At 63.0% G+C, this 14,956-nt stretch carries 18 protein-coding genes and 2 pseudogenes; 7 read left to right on the forward strand and 13 right to left on the reverse strand.

All coding sequences use genetic code 11. The annotated features are described in order from the left end of the window. Positions 1-48 precede the first annotated feature (48 nt). The 8 genes from ACEN9N_RS06575 to ACEN9N_RS06610 form a co-directional block, all read right to left on the reverse strand. Positions 49-837, reverse strand: coding sequence for an enoyl-CoA hydratase/isomerase family protein (locus ACEN9N_RS06575; protein ID WP_413313000.1), 789 nt, complete (start codon positions 835-837; stop codon positions 49-51). A 30-nt stretch (positions 838-867) separates the two neighbouring features. Beyond that, on the reverse strand, positions 868-1,764 hold the full coding sequence (locus ACEN9N_RS06580; protein WP_413313002.1) for an alpha/beta hydrolase: 897 nt from the start codon (positions 1,762-1,764) through the stop codon (positions 868-870). Positions 1,765-1,788: 24 nt separating this feature from the next. Continuing rightward, complete coding sequence (locus ACEN9N_RS06585) at positions 1,789-1,920, reverse strand: hypothetical protein (protein ID WP_413313004.1); 132 nt, start codon at positions 1,918-1,920, stop codon at positions 1,789-1,791. Between the two features lies 1 nt (position 1,921). Continuing rightward, positions 1,922-2,542 (reverse strand): flavin reductase family protein, encoded by a 621-nt coding sequence (locus ACEN9N_RS06590; RefSeq protein WP_495655693.1) that lies wholly within the window; start codon positions 2,540-2,542, stop codon positions 1,922-1,924. A gap of 230 nt (positions 2,543-2,772) precedes the next feature. Further along, positions 2,773-3,186 carry a tautomerase family protein gene (locus ACEN9N_RS06595; protein WP_413313007.1) on the reverse strand — a complete coding sequence of 138 codons (414 nt, stop codon included), beginning with the start codon at positions 3,184-3,186 and terminating at the stop codon, positions 2,773-2,775. Between the two features lie 64 nt (positions 3,187-3,250). Continuing rightward, positions 3,251-3,661, reverse strand: a complete 411-nt coding sequence (locus tag ACEN9N_RS06600; RefSeq protein ID WP_495655694.1) for a hypothetical protein — start codon at positions 3,659-3,661, stop codon at positions 3,251-3,253. A gap of 61 nt (positions 3,662-3,722) precedes the next feature. Beyond that, on the reverse strand, positions 3,723-4,616 hold the full coding sequence (locus ACEN9N_RS06605) for an alpha/beta hydrolase (protein WP_495655695.1): 894 nt from the start codon (positions 4,614-4,616) through the stop codon (positions 3,723-3,725). 8 nt (positions 4,617-4,624) lie between these two features. Next, on the reverse strand, positions 4,625-5,608 hold the full coding sequence (locus ACEN9N_RS06610; protein WP_209536930.1) for an MBL fold metallo-hydrolase: 984 nt from the start codon (positions 5,606-5,608) through the stop codon (positions 4,625-4,627). Between the two features lie 108 nt (positions 5,609-5,716). Between ACEN9N_RS06610 and ACEN9N_RS06615 the strand changes: the two genes are divergently transcribed. Further along, on the forward strand, positions 5,717-6,280 hold the full coding sequence (locus tag ACEN9N_RS06615; RefSeq protein ID WP_413313015.1) for a winged helix-turn-helix transcriptional regulator: 564 nt from the start codon (positions 5,717-5,719) through the stop codon (positions 6,278-6,280). 86 nt (positions 6,281-6,366) lie between these two features. Here ACEN9N_RS06615 and ACEN9N_RS06620 read toward each other — a convergent pair. Both ACEN9N_RS06620 and ACEN9N_RS06625 read right to left on the reverse strand, forming a co-directional pair. Then, positions 6,367-6,526 (reverse strand): annotated as a pseudogene (locus ACEN9N_RS06620) (IS3 family transposase); the annotation flags it as partial. After that, a pseudogene (locus tag ACEN9N_RS06625) lies at positions 6,522-6,843 on the reverse strand (IS3 family transposase); the annotation flags it as partial. The pseudogenes ACEN9N_RS06625 and ACEN9N_RS06620, both read right to left, overlap by 5 nt. A 70-nt stretch (positions 6,844-6,913) precedes the next feature. Here ACEN9N_RS06625 and ACEN9N_RS06630 point away from each other — a divergent pair. The 3 genes from ACEN9N_RS06630 to ACEN9N_RS06640 all read left to right on the forward strand — a co-directional run bounded on the left by ACEN9N_RS06630 (position 6,914) and on the right by ACEN9N_RS06640 (position 9,990). Continuing rightward, on the forward strand, positions 6,914-7,885 hold the full coding sequence (locus ACEN9N_RS06630) for an IS5 family transposase (protein WP_495655696.1): 972 nt from the start codon (positions 6,914-6,916) through the stop codon (positions 7,883-7,885). A 720-nt stretch (positions 7,886-8,605) separates the two neighbouring features. Then, on the forward strand, positions 8,606-9,064 hold the full coding sequence (locus tag ACEN9N_RS06635) for a hypothetical protein (RefSeq protein WP_495655697.1): 459 nt from the start codon (positions 8,606-8,608) through the stop codon (positions 9,062-9,064). Positions 9,065-9,483: 419 nt separating this feature from the next. Beyond that, on the forward strand, positions 9,484-9,990 hold the full coding sequence (locus tag ACEN9N_RS06640) for an O-acetyl-ADP-ribose deacetylase (RefSeq protein WP_042673553.1): 507 nt from the start codon (positions 9,484-9,486) through the stop codon (positions 9,988-9,990). A 65-nt stretch (positions 9,991-10,055) separates the two neighbouring features. Here ACEN9N_RS06640 and ACEN9N_RS06645 read toward each other — a convergent pair whose 3' ends face one another. The 3 genes from ACEN9N_RS06645 to ACEN9N_RS06655 all read right to left on the reverse strand — a co-directional run bounded on the left by ACEN9N_RS06645 (position 10,056) and on the right by ACEN9N_RS06655 (position 11,507). After that, positions 10,056-10,634: a dihydrofolate reductase family protein gene (locus ACEN9N_RS06645; RefSeq protein WP_495655698.1), complete on the reverse strand. Its 579-nt coding sequence runs from the start codon at positions 10,632-10,634 to the stop codon at positions 10,056-10,058. Between the two features lie 88 nt (positions 10,635-10,722). Next, a complete protein-coding gene (locus ACEN9N_RS06650) occupies positions 10,723-10,893 on the reverse strand; it encodes a hypothetical protein (protein ID WP_495655699.1) in 171 nt (56 codons plus the stop codon). 200 nt (positions 10,894-11,093) lie between these two features. Beyond that, positions 11,094-11,507, reverse strand: a complete 414-nt coding sequence (locus ACEN9N_RS06655) for a GFA family protein (protein WP_495655700.1) — start codon at positions 11,505-11,507, stop codon at positions 11,094-11,096. A 257-nt stretch (positions 11,508-11,764) separates the two neighbouring features. Between ACEN9N_RS06655 and ACEN9N_RS06660 the strand changes: the two genes are divergently transcribed. From ACEN9N_RS06660 to ACEN9N_RS06670, 3 genes are all read left to right on the forward strand, one after another. Then, positions 11,765-13,066 carry a UDP-N-acetylglucosamine 1-carboxyvinyltransferase gene (locus ACEN9N_RS06660; protein ID WP_495655701.1) on the forward strand — a complete coding sequence of 434 codons (1,302 nt, stop codon included), beginning with the start codon at positions 11,765-11,767 and terminating at the stop codon, positions 13,064-13,066. Between the two features lie 88 nt (positions 13,067-13,154). Then, the gene (locus ACEN9N_RS06665) at positions 13,155-14,207 is read left to right on the forward strand and encodes an NAD(P)H-dependent flavin oxidoreductase (protein ID WP_007834432.1); all 1,053 of its coding nucleotides are present in this window, start codon (positions 13,155-13,157) and stop codon (positions 14,205-14,207) included. 10 nt (positions 14,208-14,217) lie between these two features. After that, on the forward strand, positions 14,218-14,895 hold the full coding sequence (locus ACEN9N_RS06670; RefSeq protein ID WP_413315139.1) for an alpha/beta hydrolase: 678 nt from the start codon (positions 14,218-14,220) through the stop codon (positions 14,893-14,895). Positions 14,896-14,956: the final 61 nt, after the last annotated feature.

Genomic DNA, 14,956 nt, shown 5'->3' on the forward strand with positions numbered 1-14,956 from the left:
CCAGCAACTCGTGCACGTTCCGCTCCTTGACAGGGCTTGCGTGGCGGATCAACGGCCCTTGAATTCGAGCGGCGGGCGCGGCGTGCCGGCCTTCAGGGCCTTGATGGCCGAGGCAAGCCCGTCCTTCGCGTCTTCTGTCTCGAACAAGGGCATGGCAACGTTGAACATCACATCGTCGGCCGCCTGGACACCGCCGTTGGCCCAAGTGCGCAGCAAGGCCTTGTGCGCGGCGTGAGCGCGTGTCGGGCCGTGCACGAACTTCGCGGCGAAGGCATGCGCCTCTGCAAGCAGCTCGGCATCGGCGACGACGCGGTTGATCACGCCGAAGCGCTCCATCGTTGCGGCGGGGACACGCTCGGAAGTCAGTGCCCATTCCATGGCACGTGCGCGTCCTGCGCGTTCGGCGACGCGGTAGATGCCGCCCAGCAGGGTCACCAAAGCAAGCGACTGTTCCGGATGGCAGAACGTTGCGCTTTCGGCGGCAAAGACGACATCGGCGCGCAACGCCAGCTCGAAACCACCGCCGGCGCATAAGCCGTGTACCACCGCGATGACAGGCAAGGGCAGGCGTTCGAAGCGATTGAAGACGTCCATGTAACCCTCGAAGCGCGCACGCAACTGGCGGGGGGTGTCGTCGGGCCACGGCACGATGTCGCCGCCAAAGCTGAAGTTCTCGCCTTCGGCGCGCACCAGCACGACGCGCGCGTCACTGCGTTCGATCGCGTTGATCGCCGTGGCCAGTTCGTCAACCATCTGGTCGCCGATGCGATTTTGCGGTGAGCGATCGAGGATGATCGTGGCAATGCCATGCTCGATGGTATGGGTGAGATGAGACATATCGGGCTCCTGCGTTGTCGCAAGTTGCGGTTACGCGAGGTGTTCCTTGAACCAGTCCAGCGCGGCGGCACTGGATTGATCGAATCTGGTGATGTACGGATCGAAGTGACCGCCGGGGATCGTCACGAGGCGCTTCGGCTCAAGGGCGCGCTCGTAGGCGGCCAGCTCGAGATCGGTCAGCGTGATCGTGTCCTGCAGCGCGACGATCATCAGCAGCGGCGTGGGAGACACGCGCGCAATCCACGCGCCCGGTTCGTACATGCGCGCGGCGCGCGTCGAGCGCACCGTGACGCTGTTCTCCCAGGCGCCGTCGGGCACGGGCTGCAGATAGAACTCGATGGCGTCCTTGGCACGGTACGAAGCAGGGACGGCCGGATCGGCGCTGACGATCGTCTGCCGCCGCGGCGGCTCGCCGCGCGCCTGCGCGCGTTCGTCCGCCGAGAAGGCCTCCTCGATGCCGGCGACGGCGTCGGGCGGAATGCGGCGCAGTCCTTGCTCGAAGCCGCTGATCGTCGGCACCTGCGTGACGACCGCGCGCAAGCGGCGTTCGGTTGCGCCAAGCACGAGTGCGTGGCCGCCGGAATAGCTCGTGCCCCACAAGCCGATGCGCTTCGCGTCGACGATGTCCTGGTGTTCGAGGAAGCTGATCGCGCGCCGCCAATCGGCGATCTGACGCCATGGATCGATATCCTGGCGCGGCGTGCCGTCACTGGCGCCGAAGTTGCGGTGATCGTGCAGGAGGACGACAAAGCCGTTGGAGGCGAATTTCTCGGCGAATCGCTCCAAGCCGTGCTCCTTCACGCCTGCGTAGCCATGCGCCATAGTGATGGCGGGATGCGGGCCGGTGCCGCCGGTGGGCACATAGAGCCAGCCGCGCAGCGTGACGCCGCCCTCGGCTTCGAATGCGATATCGGTACGGTGAAACATGAGAGTTCTCCTTGTAGAAAGATGTCAGGCGGCGCCGTAAAAGTGACTGGCATCGACCTTGCCTTGCAGACGGCGGCCGAGTTCCGCGGAAAATTTCCGGACGCCATCAAGCGGCCGGCGATGAATTGCTGCGTGCACGATTTCGCTCGACGTCAAGTCAATCACCCGGTCGCTCAAGCGTGAAGAGCTGCCCCGCGCCGATTTCGAAGTAGTCGGCCGGCCCACCGCCGCGCAGGATCGGGCGCGCCCGCGCAGTCTGGTACACGCCGTCCTTGATCAGCTGCCGGTCAATGTGGATCGCTACTGCTTCGCCCAGCACCAGCCACGCCGGGAGCGCCGCGCCGTCCTGCGCCTCAAGCTGCACGATCTGGGTGACCACGCACTCGAACTGCACCGGACTAGCCGCAACGCGCGATGGCCGCACCTTGGCAGCAGGCAGCGTCTCCAGCTTGGCCAACTCGAACTCATCGACGTGTGCTGGCACAATCGCCGCGGAGGCGTTCATCGGCTCGGCGAGTTCACGCGTCGCCAGATTCCATACGAACTCGCCGGTGTCACGCGCGTTGGCGAGCGAGTCCTTCGCACCAAGCGAGCAAAAGCCGACGATCGGCGGCTTGTAGCTGAACAGGTTGAAGAAGCTGAAGGGCGCAAGGTTGCGCACGCCGTCGTTGGAGACCGTGCTGATCCAGCCAATCGGTCGCGGAGCGACGATGGCGTTGAGCGGATCGTGACGCAGGGCATGCCCCTGCGCCGGTTCGTAGAAATGCCAGTCGGTCATAGCTTTACTTCTTTGGGGCAGGCGCAAGGAGTGCAGCCTCCAACGCCTCCGGCTCGGTGCGCGTCCGAGGCACCAGGGCCGGAGTGGTGGCTGTATTCATTCCGATACTCGTCCAGAGAATGGTGTCGGATCGAAGCCAGATGAGACCCACGCCTGAGAAACGAACGAGACATCCGTTTCAAGTCAATTTCGCTGCCCCGTTTCCAAGGAACAGGGCAGCTTCGTGCTTCTTATTTGTTTACCCAAGGCATAGAGAGGTCGATGTCAGAGACCAGCTTTCCACCGCCGAAGCTCATGCTCTCCAAGGGAATGGCATACATCATCAGGGTGACATCGTCCTGGCCGACGCCAACCTTTTCTACTGCGTATCGGGTGACCAACTCCGCGAGCTTGCGCTTTTGCTCCACCGTCCTGCTCGTACCGGCCGTCACCGTTACGATGATGGCCTTGTCGGATCTCTTCAGGTTAGGAAAAGTCGGATGGATGAAGAATTCATCGTCCTTGTGCTCACTGATGATGACGAAACGGTCATCCATGGGCGTATCCATGGCTTCATGAAGAGCGAGATTCAAGGCATCCGCCAAAGCCCGTTTCTCTTCGCTAGAGAACTTTTGAGCCGGAATGTGGGCGTGAAACATTGGCATGAGTGTTTCCTCGGTCGTGTTGTTGAGGTTGCTTGAGGCAATGAAGTTGGGCTGTTTTCCCGGCTCAGCCAAAGAAGTCCTGACCAAGTGTTCCTGCGAGTCGCTCCTTGAGGCCAGACGAGAACTCACGAACGACGGGAAACGGGCTTTGGAAGAGCTTGATGTTGTTGATGAGGCCAGACTCATTCCGAGTGAGTATGGTGACGCCGGCGATCGGCTTGCCACCGTGGATGGCCTCCCACTCAAGGTAAGTCTTCCCACCGTCGACCGTCTCCGCAGTGAACACGAAGTCTTCGTACATCGTGCTCGTCGCGGTAAAGAACGCCCCGATGAGTGTCGGGCCGACCACGGCCTTGCTGAGGGGGGAGGTCTGAAGGCTGGCGTCAGCGGTGAACGACGCCGCGAACTCGCTCGTTCCTTTCTTCTTGACGATTTGCATCCATGCCGTTCCTGGCGCGTTGGTGTCAGTAGTCATTGCAATCTCCTAGGTTGGTCTCGGTAGTCGTTGCGATATTCCCATCGCATGTCTACGACTTCTATTTCTCGAGGTGCCCGACGAGAAACTCGCCGGCTCTCTGCAGCGCGTCGTGGGCCTGAGGCAATGAGCCTGTCTGGATGTGCCAAACGTGCAGCATTTCCGGCCAGACCTCAAGGTGCGACTCGCCGCCGGCCGCGCGCACCTTTCGGTCAATTTCAAGCGCGTCGTCGAGAAGTACCTCGTCGCTTCCGACATGGATGAGCAGTGGAGGAAAACCGTGCATGTCGGCGAACATGGGTGAGATGCGCGGATCCTTCAAATCGTGGTTGCCAGCGTAAGCCTCGACCATCTCCCGCATTGCACTCGCGTTGACCATGGGGTCGCGGTCGGCCAACTGCGTCAACGAGGGCAGCGTCAGCGTTAAGTCTGCCCATGGGCTGATCAGCAGCGCTGCTCGCGCGTCCTTGTGGCCCTTCGAGGACGCGTAGGCAAGAACGTTGAGAACCATGCCACCGCCACTGGAGTCTCCTGTCACGGCGAACGGCTTGCCAAGTGCACGCAGTGCTTCGTAGCCGCGGATGGACTCGTCGTAGGAAGCCGGAAATGGGTGCTCTGGTGCCTTGGAGTGGTCCAGAACGATGACCTGGGACTTTGCCGTGCGAGACAGCTCTCCGAGCATCCCCAGATGCGAGGCAGGAGAGCCAGCCACCCAGCCACCACCGTGGAAATGGTAGATGACACGGTCTTTGGATGCGCCGGGAGCCGTGATCGCTACCGCGGCCACGCCACCGAGTTCGGTCGGCTCCACGGCCAGGTCAGCCGCCGGCGGGTTTGCCTGTGGAATTGCCTCCATGCCAACGCGGAGCGTCTCGATGGTTTGTTCGGGATGCGCAATGTTGAAGGCGAACATCGCATCGCGGAGCTTGCGGACGGAAGATGAATCGTAGGTCATGGTTCATCTCACTTCAGGTTGAGGAAGGTCGCCGGGACCCAGTCGTATCCAGCGCCGGTGTCGGCCTTGCGAACGCGGCCCAGGCCAGGGAACGGCATGTGGGCGGCGGCGATCATCGTCTTGTCCGCAGCAAGCTTCACCAGAAGGTCTTCACGAGTCTTGATGGCCATCGGGCCGTCCGAGTCGAAGGCGATGCCGATTTCCGGGTGCGGCATCTGGACGGCGAGGACGTGAGCGGTGTCACCCCAGACCAGCAGCGACTGACCCTTCGAGGAAATCATGTAGCCGGTGTGACCGGGCGTATGGCCGGGAATGGCATGCGGCGCGATGCCGGGGACGATTTCGTCCATGCCTTCGTACGGCTTCCACTTGCCGGCAGCGATGTAAGGCGCGGCGGCATCCTGTGCCACCTTGAAGAAGATTTTTGCGTCTTCCGGGGCCTTGGCCGTGATTTCCTTCGACAGCCAGAAGTCGGCGTCGGCCTTCTTCATCATCACGGTCGCGTTCGGGAAGACGCGTTTCCCGTTTTTGTAGATCCCGCCAACATGGTCGGCGTGAAGATGGGTCACCAGCACCAGGTCAACCTGCTCCGGCTTGTAGCCGGAGGCCTTCAAGTTCTGCACGAGCTTGCCCAGCGTCGGGCCGCCCCAGTGGCCGCCTGCACCCGTATCGATGAGAACGAGCTTGGAGCCGGTATTGACGAGGTAGCCTTGGACGGTGGCCGAGACATTCTTGGGATCGTTTTGGAAGGAGCGCGCCAGGAGGGACTGGATGAGCGCCGGATCGCCATGCAGGAGGCTGGAGTCAATGCCGGCGCCGCCGTCATGGAGCGCGGTGACTTCATAGTCGCCAATCATCGCGCGATAGAAGCCCGGTACCTGCTTGTGCTGCAGCGGCGCTGCAGCTTGGGCCGGCGCTACCGCAACGAAGGTGCCAGCGAATGCCAGCGACACCGCGAGCACGGCACGCGAAGTGATGGTGAAGAATTTCATAGTGTTTCCTAACGATCTGCCAAGATCTCTACGGCACTTGCATTGTGCAAGTGGTTGAATGGTACGCCTACAACTTGCATAATGCAAGTAGAAATTTAGGAGAGAGCTTTGTCGCAAACAAGACGATCGGGCTGCCCGATCAACCTGACGCTTGAGCAGATCGGCGACCGCTGGAGCCTGATCGTCATCCGCGATGTCATGTTCGAGAACAGGCGCAGCTATGGCGCTCTGCTTGAGCAAAACAAGGAAGGCATCGCCTCGAACATCCTCGCAAGCCGGCTGAAGCACTTGACCGCGTCTGGCCTGCTGACACGATCTTCGGATCCGAATCATCAGCAGAAAGGCATCTACAGCCTCACGGAAGCGGCCATACAGCTTGTACCTCTGCTCGCATGTATGGCGGCCTGGGGCCTTCGGCATACGCATCCGGAGGCGTCTTTGCGCTCGGAGTTGCTGGAAAAGGGCGGTCCTTCGCTTTGGAGTGCCTTGATGGATGAACTGCGTTACCTGCATCTCGGTGCACCGCGTCCGACGCGCTCAGTATTGGGCGAGTTCCGGACCGATCCGAGAGTTGAACAAGGGCGAGGGCCGCAATGCGCGGGCCCGTGCACCAAGCCCAACGCACAGGCGTTGGTCGATGCGAAATCGATACCGGCCCGCAACGCTACCTAGCCCGAAGGACTAAGCTTGCTTGACCAGCTACTGGGGTTGGCTGCTGAAACACTACGTTGGGGGCGGATAAAAACTTGGGACTGGTTTTATGTCGCAAGTCCAAGACTCTCTCGATATTCGATGGGGCTGAGAGAGCCAAGGGAGATCTTGATCCGCTTCTCGTTGTACCAGCGGATGTAGGACTTCTTTGATGAACTGTTCGACCGTGGCGACCCTCCAGTCCCGAGGGTAGAACAGTTCCGTTTTCCCAGTTGTACAGCGTCGGCCTGCACACGCCCAGCTTTTCGGCCACAGCCTGCGCGCCTTCTTCTCGATTGCAAAGTCCGATGACTCCGGCGTGCTTCAATGCCTCTGGATACCTTGGAGGCCCAGACTTGCCAACCATGGCCTTCATGGTCTCAGGAAGCGCCTCGCGAATCCATGCGGTCAACGTCCCTCGACCGGGATAGCCCAGGGCCCTCATCGAGGCGCTGCTCGAATTCCCGGCACCAGCCCTTCAAGGCATTCTTTGTTGGGTAACCCAGCTGACGAATGGTCGCTCTGAAGCGTTTACCGAGCTTGATGTAGAGCTCGACCGCTAGGGCTACGCTGAAAAAGGTCCACCACCATCCAGGCTTATTCGTTGATCAGAACATGAAGCAACAGACCTTGGCGATGGCCGCCGACAAAGGTTTTGAGCAATTCCGCCGGCCTACGAAGCGTGACGTGTTCCTCAACATGATGGACAAGGTCATGCCCTGGGAGGAGCTTTGTGCGGTGGTGCAGCCGCACTACCCCAAAGGCGAAGGCGGGCGCCCGCCCGTCGGGCTGGAGCGGATGCTGCGCATGTTGTTCGTGCAGCACTGGTTCAATCTGGCTGACGAGGCCTGCGAAGAGGCGCTGTATGACAGCGCCAGCTTGCGCAGCTTCGTAGGCATCGACCTGGGTCGCGAGCGCGTTCCGGATGCGACGACGCTGCTGAAGTTTCGCCGGCTTCTCGAGAAGCACCATCTTGGGCAAGCGCTGTTCGCCAAGGTGGGCGAAGTGCTGCAAGGCCATGGCCTGAAGGTGGGCGCCGGCACGATTGTGGATGCCACGATCATCAGTGCGCCCAGCTCCACAAAGAACGCCGACAAGAAGCGAGATCCCGAGATGCACCAGGTGGCCAAAGGCAAGAACTGGTTCTTCGGCATGAAGCTGCACATCGGCGTGGACAGCCACACGGGGCTGGCCCACAGCGCAGTGGTCACGGCGGCCAATGTGCACGACAAGCACCCACTGCCCGAACTGCTGCACGGCGAAGAGTTGAAGGTCTACGGAGATTGCGCCTACGCGGGCCAGCAGGAATTGATCGCCAGCAAAGCGCCTGCGGCGCTGGACTGCACCAACGAGCGTGTGCGCAAGATTGACGGGGTGCCCGATGAGGGCCAGAGGCGGCGCAACCGCAACAAGTCCAAGGTGCGCGCGCAGGTCGAGCACGTGTTCGGGGTGGTCAAGAGACTGTGGGGCTTCAGCAAGGTGCGATACCGTGGGCTCCATAAGAACGCGACCAGGGCATTCACGGCCCTTGCGCTGGCCAACATCTACATGAGCCGAGGGTTGCTGCTGGTGCGCGTGCGCCCGTAAAACGCAGAAGGCCGCCCAAAGCAGCGCGCCGATGCACCGACACGGGAAAAAACTGTCATCCCTGAGTGCCGATCAGCGCAATCCAAAGCGTGCAGCATGCTCGATTCCGAAAAGGGTGGCTACTTCAGCGTAGCCCTAAAGCGGGCGCACACGAAGGACGGCCATGCAGCGACTGCCAGCCTTCGAAAGGCTCGCTCGAATAGGTACTATCGGCCACAAGCCGACGTTCGCTACCGCCCTCTAGTTTCGCCTCCTAGACAGAAGGTTCGAACAGCGCGGGCACACTTACACTAGGTCGCATAACAACCGGTCAGAAGCGAACGTTGAATATGGCATTTCCAGATATGCACCCGCGCATTGAGTCTGCCCTCGGACACCCGATACCGGCAGAGCACTCTGTCCACGGTTTGGCGGCTCTTCCAGCGCAAATAATGAACGATGCTGTGTTGGTCTACGAGCGGTGCGGGGCTCTACACGCGTTTGCCTATCTGTATCACGTCACAGACGCCGAATTCCACCATGTCAAGGAATTTTGCGGAGCGCAAGGCTGGACTACAGGCGTTGATGACTAACGTTGGCCACGGGCTGCTTTGGGCACCTCGCAACGCTTGAGCGACCGGCAACAGCCGGCCAGAAGCGGCCGCTCAGCACTGCACACAGATTTGACGAAGTGAATCCTTCGATCTTTGTGATTCGCACGACAAAAAGGGGAAATTCACGATGGGTTTGAGCCTAAATTTCGTCGACAACGGCACTGAGCACAACGATATCGTATTGGAGTGGGCAGGACAGACTTGGGTTTGCGATTCCTATTACCTAGCGCTTGATGACTACCTGCAGCCAGAAGTCGAAGACGCAGCGAAGACTCGAGCCGTCCTGTGGCGAGTGTTGGAGCAATGGCTGGAAGTGCTAAACGAGCTGCGCGTCGATGAGATCGCCTTCCTGCCATATGACTTCTCGGACCAATACACTGGTTGGCTGCGCTGCACTCGTCGCCAAGATGGATTCCTAGTTGCGCGAGGTTGGTCCAACGTCGAAGGGTGGTCTTTCGCTCCATCAAGAGTCGGTGGTCTGCTGCGCAACCTTGACGGATTCCGCACCGATGGTCCGTCTGTCGAACTGCCTACAGAAGAACTCTTGGAATCGATTCGTAAGTCTATGTCCCGTGTTGCGAGCTAAGAGGACACCAGAAGTGGTTGGCCTTGTGAGTTGTCGGTAATGACTGCATGTGCCAAGAACGGACAGCTGCGTTGGGGGAGGTTTGAAGGACCGCTCTCGGCTCGCAACGATGGCGGCTTAGGGCCCTTTCGCGACGGTAGCGCGACCAGCTACAGTCGGCCAGGAGCCATAAACTGCCACGCCAAGGGAGGTCCGATGTCACAAGCAAACCAACTGCGCCCGTTTTCGTTCGTGCTGGCTGTGCCGGACCTTGAGCGAAACACCGCCTACTTCAGGGATGCCTGGGCTTTAAGGCTGAATACGCGCACCGACTTTTGCCGGAACTGTTTCATCCAGAGGGCTAACGCCAGCCCGATCGGGCGACCGCTCCGGCAGAACTCAGCCACAGTAGCGGACGGTCGGGCCTTCCAGCACATCTCATGAAAACAAGACTTCATGCTATTCGAGCCGACATCACTGGGCTGTCGGTCGATGCCATCGTCAATGCAGCCAATTCGTCATTGCTTGGCGGGGGCGGTGTCGATGGAGCAATCCACCGCGCCGCAGGTCCTGAGCTGGTACATGAGTGCCGCTTGCTGGGGGGATGCAAAACAGGTGATGCAAAGATCACAAAAGGCTATCGGCTACCGGCCCGCTTCATCATTCATACGGTCGGTCCGGTCTGGAGGGGAGGGGTAAACGGCGAGGCGGACCTGCTGGCGTCCTGCTACCGAAAATCGCTGATGCTCGCAAACGAATACGGGGCGCGAACGGTGGCGTTTCCGAGCATCAGTACGGGCATCTATGGCTACCCGATCGAACGGGCTGCGCAGGTGGCCGTTGATGCGGTCCGCGCTGCGTTGGAAGAAACTTCGGTCATTGCAGAGGTCACGTTCTGCTGTTTTTCAGACGAAGACTTGGCAATTTACAGGTCTGTTCTTGGATAAGGTAGGTGTAGGCCTCCTTCTCACCATGGCAGACACTGAGGCCCGCCGCCGCGCTGTCCAACGGCCTAAGCCGGCCTCAACGGCGCGGCGAACCTGTAGGTATTGAGGACAAGGCCGGACGGCGTCGTCTTCGTGCTGACGAGCTCGAAGGAACACCCCGGGGTCCCCTCGGCGAAGAAGCGCTTGCCCGTGCCCACCAGCACCGGATAGAGGATCAGCATGACTTCGTCCGCAAGTCCGTGCTCCAGCAGCGTCGATGTCAACGTGGAACTGCCCCACAGAACCAGGTCCGGGCCAGCCTTCGACTTGATGCGCCGCACGCCCTCGACCGGGTCCGGCCCGACGCCCTCGAACGGCCCCCACGCGAGGCTTTCCGGGCGATGGGTGACGACGAACTTGGTGGCCGCATTCAAGCCATCAGCCATCGGACTGGCCGGCATCTTCGGCCAGTAGTCCGACCACATGTCGTAGGTGCGCCGGCCCAGCAGCAGGTCGAAGCGCCCGCCGTGCGCGGCGAGCACCTCGTCCCGGCCGGCGGGAGTCCGGTAGGGCGCCGTCCAGTCGGCATACGGGAAGCCGTCTTCGCCGGAGGACTGGATCACGCCGTCCAGCGACACGTGCTCCATGATCTTGAGCTTTCTCATTCGGGTCTCCGTGTTTGGTTGTTGGGCTTGGAGGGGATGAGGATGCTGAACCGCTCTCGGTCTTCGCGCAACTCCGCCGGCCTAGGAGTCAGGCGTTGCTCGCGCGCGCCATCTGTGGCTCATCGAAGCGCTCGGGAGTCTGAGGCGAGCCGGCCAGGTCCGCGCGGGCGAGCCGGGAGCAGTCTGTTCCGGCGGGAAGCTCGATCTCTCCCAACAGAGGCAAGCCGTCTTCCTGAATGACGCCCGCGACGTAGTGCAAGGCGCGCAAACGCTCGTCCAGTTGTTCGCCTGGGACGAAGACCAGCGCGATGCCGGCTCATCCGACCCAGACCCCGCGCCTCTCTTCGACGCATGCCAGCGCGCCTCGCTGCAGCGACTTCTCTCGGCAACGCCGGGCCTCCTTCACGCGCGGATCGAGTCCAGTGCGAGGCGCTGGCGGGGCAGGGCCTCGCCTTCCTTTCACATCGGCGGCATCCTGTCGAACTTGGCCAATGCCGGGTCCAGAAAATCCCATCGATGTCCGCGCACGGCATACGTGACCGCCTGTGGCTTGTACCGGCCAGGGTCGTCGAGGCTCGCGGCGTGCACCGTGAAGATGTCGGGCATCGCCGCAAAGGTCATGTACACGGGCGAGCCGCAGTGCGGGCAGAACGCCCGGGTCTTGACGTTGCCGCTGTCGCCGACCATGTCCCACAGCGCGGCCTGGCCGCTGTGCTTCACGCCGCCACGCGGGAAGGTGAGGTACGAGCCATGGCCGGTGCCGCTCTTGCGTTGGCAGTCGCGGCACTGGCAGTCGTTCTGGAAGATGGGCTCGGCTGAAATCTCGTAGCGGACTGCGCCGCATGCGCAGCCGCCGGTGTAGGCGTGGGTCATTTCCTGGTTCCTTCGAGGTGTGCTTTCCGGCGCTCTGGCCGAGTGCTGCCAATCTAGCGGGGGCACGCGTGTCGCGGGGAGTAACAAGTTCGTCGCGAGTCGCTTCGCCGAGCCGGCTGGATGCCAGGGCCGCCATTTGAAGTGCTTACAACTTCGGCGCCATCCAGGCTGCTGCCAGACGGTAAAGTTCCCGTCTCCGGTTTCGGATCGTCCGCGGCCCTTTTTTCCACCGCCTCCCGCTTTTCCGCTCGCCCCCCATGTCCAACCTCATCGTGCACGGCGGAACGCCGCTGCGTGGCCGCGTCACCCCCTCCGCCAACAAGAACGCCGTGCTGCCGGTGCTCTGTGCCACCTTGCTCACCTGGGAGCCGCTGCGCCTGCACGGCGTGCCCGACATTACCGACGTGCGCAAGATCCTCGACATCTTCCGCACCCTGGGCAGCGACGTGCGCATGGACCACGAGACCGGCACGCTCGAGCTGCACCATCGCGAGACTGCCTTCGACGCATCGCGCCACCGGCTGCCGGAGGAGATGCGCTCGTCGATCATGCTGGTGCCGCCGCTTTTGGCGCGCTTCGGCGTGGCGCGGCTCGAGGACAACGTGAAGGGCTGCACGCTCGGTGTGCGCGAGATCGATCCGCACGTGGAGGTGTTCCAGCGCTTCGGCGGCGAGGTGGAGCGCACCGAAGGCTCGCTGCTGGTGCGCAGCGCGGGCCGCCTCACGCCCACGGACCACTGGCTGGACTACGCCTCCGTCACGACCACCGAGAATTTCGTGCTGTGCGCAGCCGCAGCGGGCGGTACTTCGACGTTGACCAATGCGGCGTCGGAGCCGCACGTGCAGGAGTTCTGCCGCTTCATGGCGATGCTCGGCGTGCGCATCGAAGGCATGGGTACCTCGCGGCTCACTGTGCACGGCGGCGGCACGCTCAAGGGCGGTGAGTTCCGCTTCGACGAAGACTTCCACGAGATCACGACCTTCCTGGCGCTGGGCGCCATCACCGGCGGCGACGTGGTCGTGCGCAACAGCGCACCCGAAAACTTTCCGCTGCTCGACCGCACGTTCGCGAAGTTCGGCGTGCAGATCGTGCATGAAGACGGCTGGTCGCGCGCCATCCGCAGCGGCCCGCTGAAGGTGCAGACGCCTTTCACGAGCAACGTGCTGACCAAGGTGGAGGCGGCGCCGTGGCCTTACTTTCCGGTCGACCTGCTGCCGATCTTCATCGCGCTGGGCGTGCGCGCGCAGGGCAATGCGATGTTCTGGAACAAGGTGTACGACGGGGCGCTGGGCTGGACGGGCGAGTTGTCGAAGTTCGGCGCGCACGTGTTCTCTTCGGACCCGCACCGGCTCATCACCTTCGGCGGCAATCCGCTGACGCCGGCCGTGGTCGAAAGCCCGTACATCATCCGCGTGGCGATCGCCTTGTTCATGGTGGCGGCGAGCATCGAAGGGCGTTCCGAGATCCGCAACGCCACGCCCATTCGCCGCGCCCATCCGCGCTTCGTCGAGAACCTGCGCAGCCTTGGCGTGCAGGTGGAGTGGACGAGCGAGGAGTGAGCTGATCCACGGGCGATGGCCCTGTTGCGGGAGGCAACTCCGCCTTGGCGGGAGAATTGGCGGTATCCGACACAAAAGGAGCGCCTTCATGACCACGCTGCAGCAGATTCTCGGCACCGAACTCCCGTTGATCCAGGCCCCGATGGCCGGCATTCAGGGCAGCGCGATGGCCATCGCGGTGAGCAACGCAGGCGGCCTCGGTTCGCTGCCTTGCGCCATGCTGAGCCCCGAGGCCATGCGCAGCGAGCTCGCCGCGATCCGCGCGGGCACCGACAAGCCCTTCAACGTCAACTTCTTCTGCCATACGCCGCCCGTGCCGAGCGCCGAGCGCGAGGCGGCGTGGCGCGCCGCGCTGGCGCCTTACTACGCCGAGTTCGGCATCGATGCGGCCGGGATTCCGACCGGGCCGGGCCGCAACCCCTTCAGCGCCGAGGTGGCCGAGCTGCTGGCCGAATTCGCACCGCCGGTGGTGAGTTTTCATTTCGGACTGCCGTCCGAGGCGCTGCTGGCGCGGGTGCACGGCTGGGGCGCGAAGGTGCTGGCCTCGGCCACCACGGTGGAAGAGGCGCTGTGGCTCGAAGCGCGCGGCGCCGATGCCGTCATCGCCCAAGGACTGGAGGCCGGCGGGCATCGCGGCCATTTCCTCTCGCACGACCTGACGAGGCAGCTCGGCACTTTTGCGCTGGTGCCGCAGGTAGTGCATGCAGTGAAGGTGCCGGTGATCGCGGCCGGCGGCATCGCGGATGCGGGCGGCGTGGCCGCGGCCATGGCGCTGGGCGCTGCAGGCGTGCAGGTGGGCACGGCCTACATGCTGACGCCCGAGGCGACGACCAGCGCGCTGCACCGCGAGGCGCTCAAGGGCCGGGCCGCGCGGCACACGGCGCTGACCAATCTCTTTACCGGCCGACCGGCCCGCGGCATCGTGAACCGTGTGATGCGCGACCTGGGGCCCATCGGCGAGGCCGCGCCGGAGTTTCCGCTGGCCACCTCGGGCATTGCGCCGCTGCGGGCCAAGGCCGAGGCGCAGGGCAGCGGCGATTTCTCTCCGCTGTGGTCGGGGCAGAACGCAACCGGCTGCCGCGAGGTGCCGGCGGCCGAAGTTACCCGCGCGCTCGCGCAAGGCTTTCACGCAACCGTCTGAAGATCCATCGATGCCTCAACTTCACTTGCCCCTCAAATTCCTCGAACACGCGGCCCGGCCCGAGGCCCGCGAACCCTGGCTGCTGGTGCTGATGCACGGCGTGGGCAGCAACGAGCAGGACCTGTTCGGCCTCGCGCGGCTGATGCCGCCGCAGTTCCACGTGCTGAGCCTGCGCGCGCCGTATGTGCTGTCGCCCGGTGCCTACGCGTGGTTCGAGTTCCAGGTGCTGCCGAACGGCGAGCGGCAGATCAACGAAGAGCAGGAGCGCGAAAGCCGCTTCCTCGTCGGCGAGATGATCGCCTCGGCCTCGCAGCAGCTCGGCGTGCCGGCCGAGCGGGTGGTGGTTGGCGGCTTCAGCCAGGGCGGCATCATGTCGCTGTCGCAGCTGCTTACCAAGCCGCAGAGCGTGCGTGCCGCGATGGTGTGGCACAGCCGGCTGCTCTCGCAGGTGGTGCCACACATCGCGCCGCCGGAGGCCTTCGAGGGCAAGGCGCTGTGGGTGAGCCATGGCAGCGCCGACAACGTGATTCCGCCGAGCGCCGCGCAGGCCACGCGCGAGCTGGCGCGCGGCTTGCCGCTGGCGCTGTCGGGCTCGGACTTTCCGGGCGCGCACGAGATCCGCCCGGCCGAGCTGCAGGGGTCGATTGCCTGGCTGCAATCGCTGAGCGGGCCCACCGACGCGGCCTGATTGCGCAGCTTGCGCGGCACGGGGCGACACAGGGCGTTACGCGGCCGTGGTGCCATGGAGC

This window comes from Variovorax sp. Varisp46, from assembly GCF_059491885.1.

Excerpts from the sequence above, each read along its gene's own strand:
- ACEN9N_RS06575 (WP_413313000.1), bottom strand. The coding sequence starts at position 837 with ATGTCTCATCTCACCCATACCATCGAGCATGGCATTGCCACGATCATC.
- ACEN9N_RS06580 (WP_413313002.1), bottom strand. The coding sequence starts at position 1,764 with ATGTTTCACCGTACCGATATCGCATTCGAAGCCGAGGGCGGCGTCACG.
- ACEN9N_RS06590 (WP_495655693.1), bottom strand. The coding sequence starts at position 2,542 with ATGACCGACTGGCATTTCTACGAACCGGCGCAGGGGCATGCCCTGCGT.
- ACEN9N_RS06595 (WP_413313007.1), bottom strand. The coding sequence starts at position 3,186 with ATGCCAATGTTTCACGCCCACATTCCGGCTCAAAAGTTCTCTAGCGAA.
- ACEN9N_RS06600 (WP_495655694.1), bottom strand. The coding sequence starts at position 3,661 with ATGACTACTGACACCAACGCGCCAGGAACGGCATGGATGCAAATCGTC.
- ACEN9N_RS06605 (WP_495655695.1), bottom strand. The coding sequence starts at position 4,616 with ATGACCTACGATTCATCTTCCGTCCGCAAGCTCCGCGATGCGATGTTC.
- ACEN9N_RS06610 (WP_209536930.1), bottom strand. The coding sequence starts at position 5,608 with ATGAAATTCTTCACCATCACTTCGCGTGCCGTGCTCGCGGTGTCGCTG.
- ACEN9N_RS06630 (WP_495655696.1), top strand. The coding sequence starts at position 6,914 with ATGAAGCAACAGACCTTGGCGATGGCCGCCGACAAAGGTTTTGAGCAA.
- ACEN9N_RS06635 (WP_495655697.1), top strand. The coding sequence starts at position 8,606 with ATGGGTTTGAGCCTAAATTTCGTCGACAACGGCACTGAGCACAACGAT.
- ACEN9N_RS06640 (WP_042673553.1), top strand. The coding sequence starts at position 9,484 with ATGAAAACAAGACTTCATGCTATTCGAGCCGACATCACTGGGCTGTCG.
- ACEN9N_RS06645 (WP_495655698.1), bottom strand. The coding sequence starts at position 10,634 with ATGAGAAAGCTCAAGATCATGGAGCACGTGTCGCTGGACGGCGTGATC.
- ACEN9N_RS06655 (WP_495655700.1), bottom strand. The coding sequence starts at position 11,507 with ATGACCCACGCCTACACCGGCGGCTGCGCATGCGGCGCAGTCCGCTAC.
- ACEN9N_RS06660 (WP_495655701.1), top strand. The coding sequence starts at position 11,765 with ATGTCCAACCTCATCGTGCACGGCGGAACGCCGCTGCGTGGCCGCGTC.
- ACEN9N_RS06665 (WP_007834432.1), top strand. The coding sequence starts at position 13,155 with ATGACCACGCTGCAGCAGATTCTCGGCACCGAACTCCCGTTGATCCAG.
- ACEN9N_RS06670 (WP_413315139.1), top strand. The coding sequence starts at position 14,218 with ATGCCTCAACTTCACTTGCCCCTCAAATTCCTCGAACACGCGGCCCGG.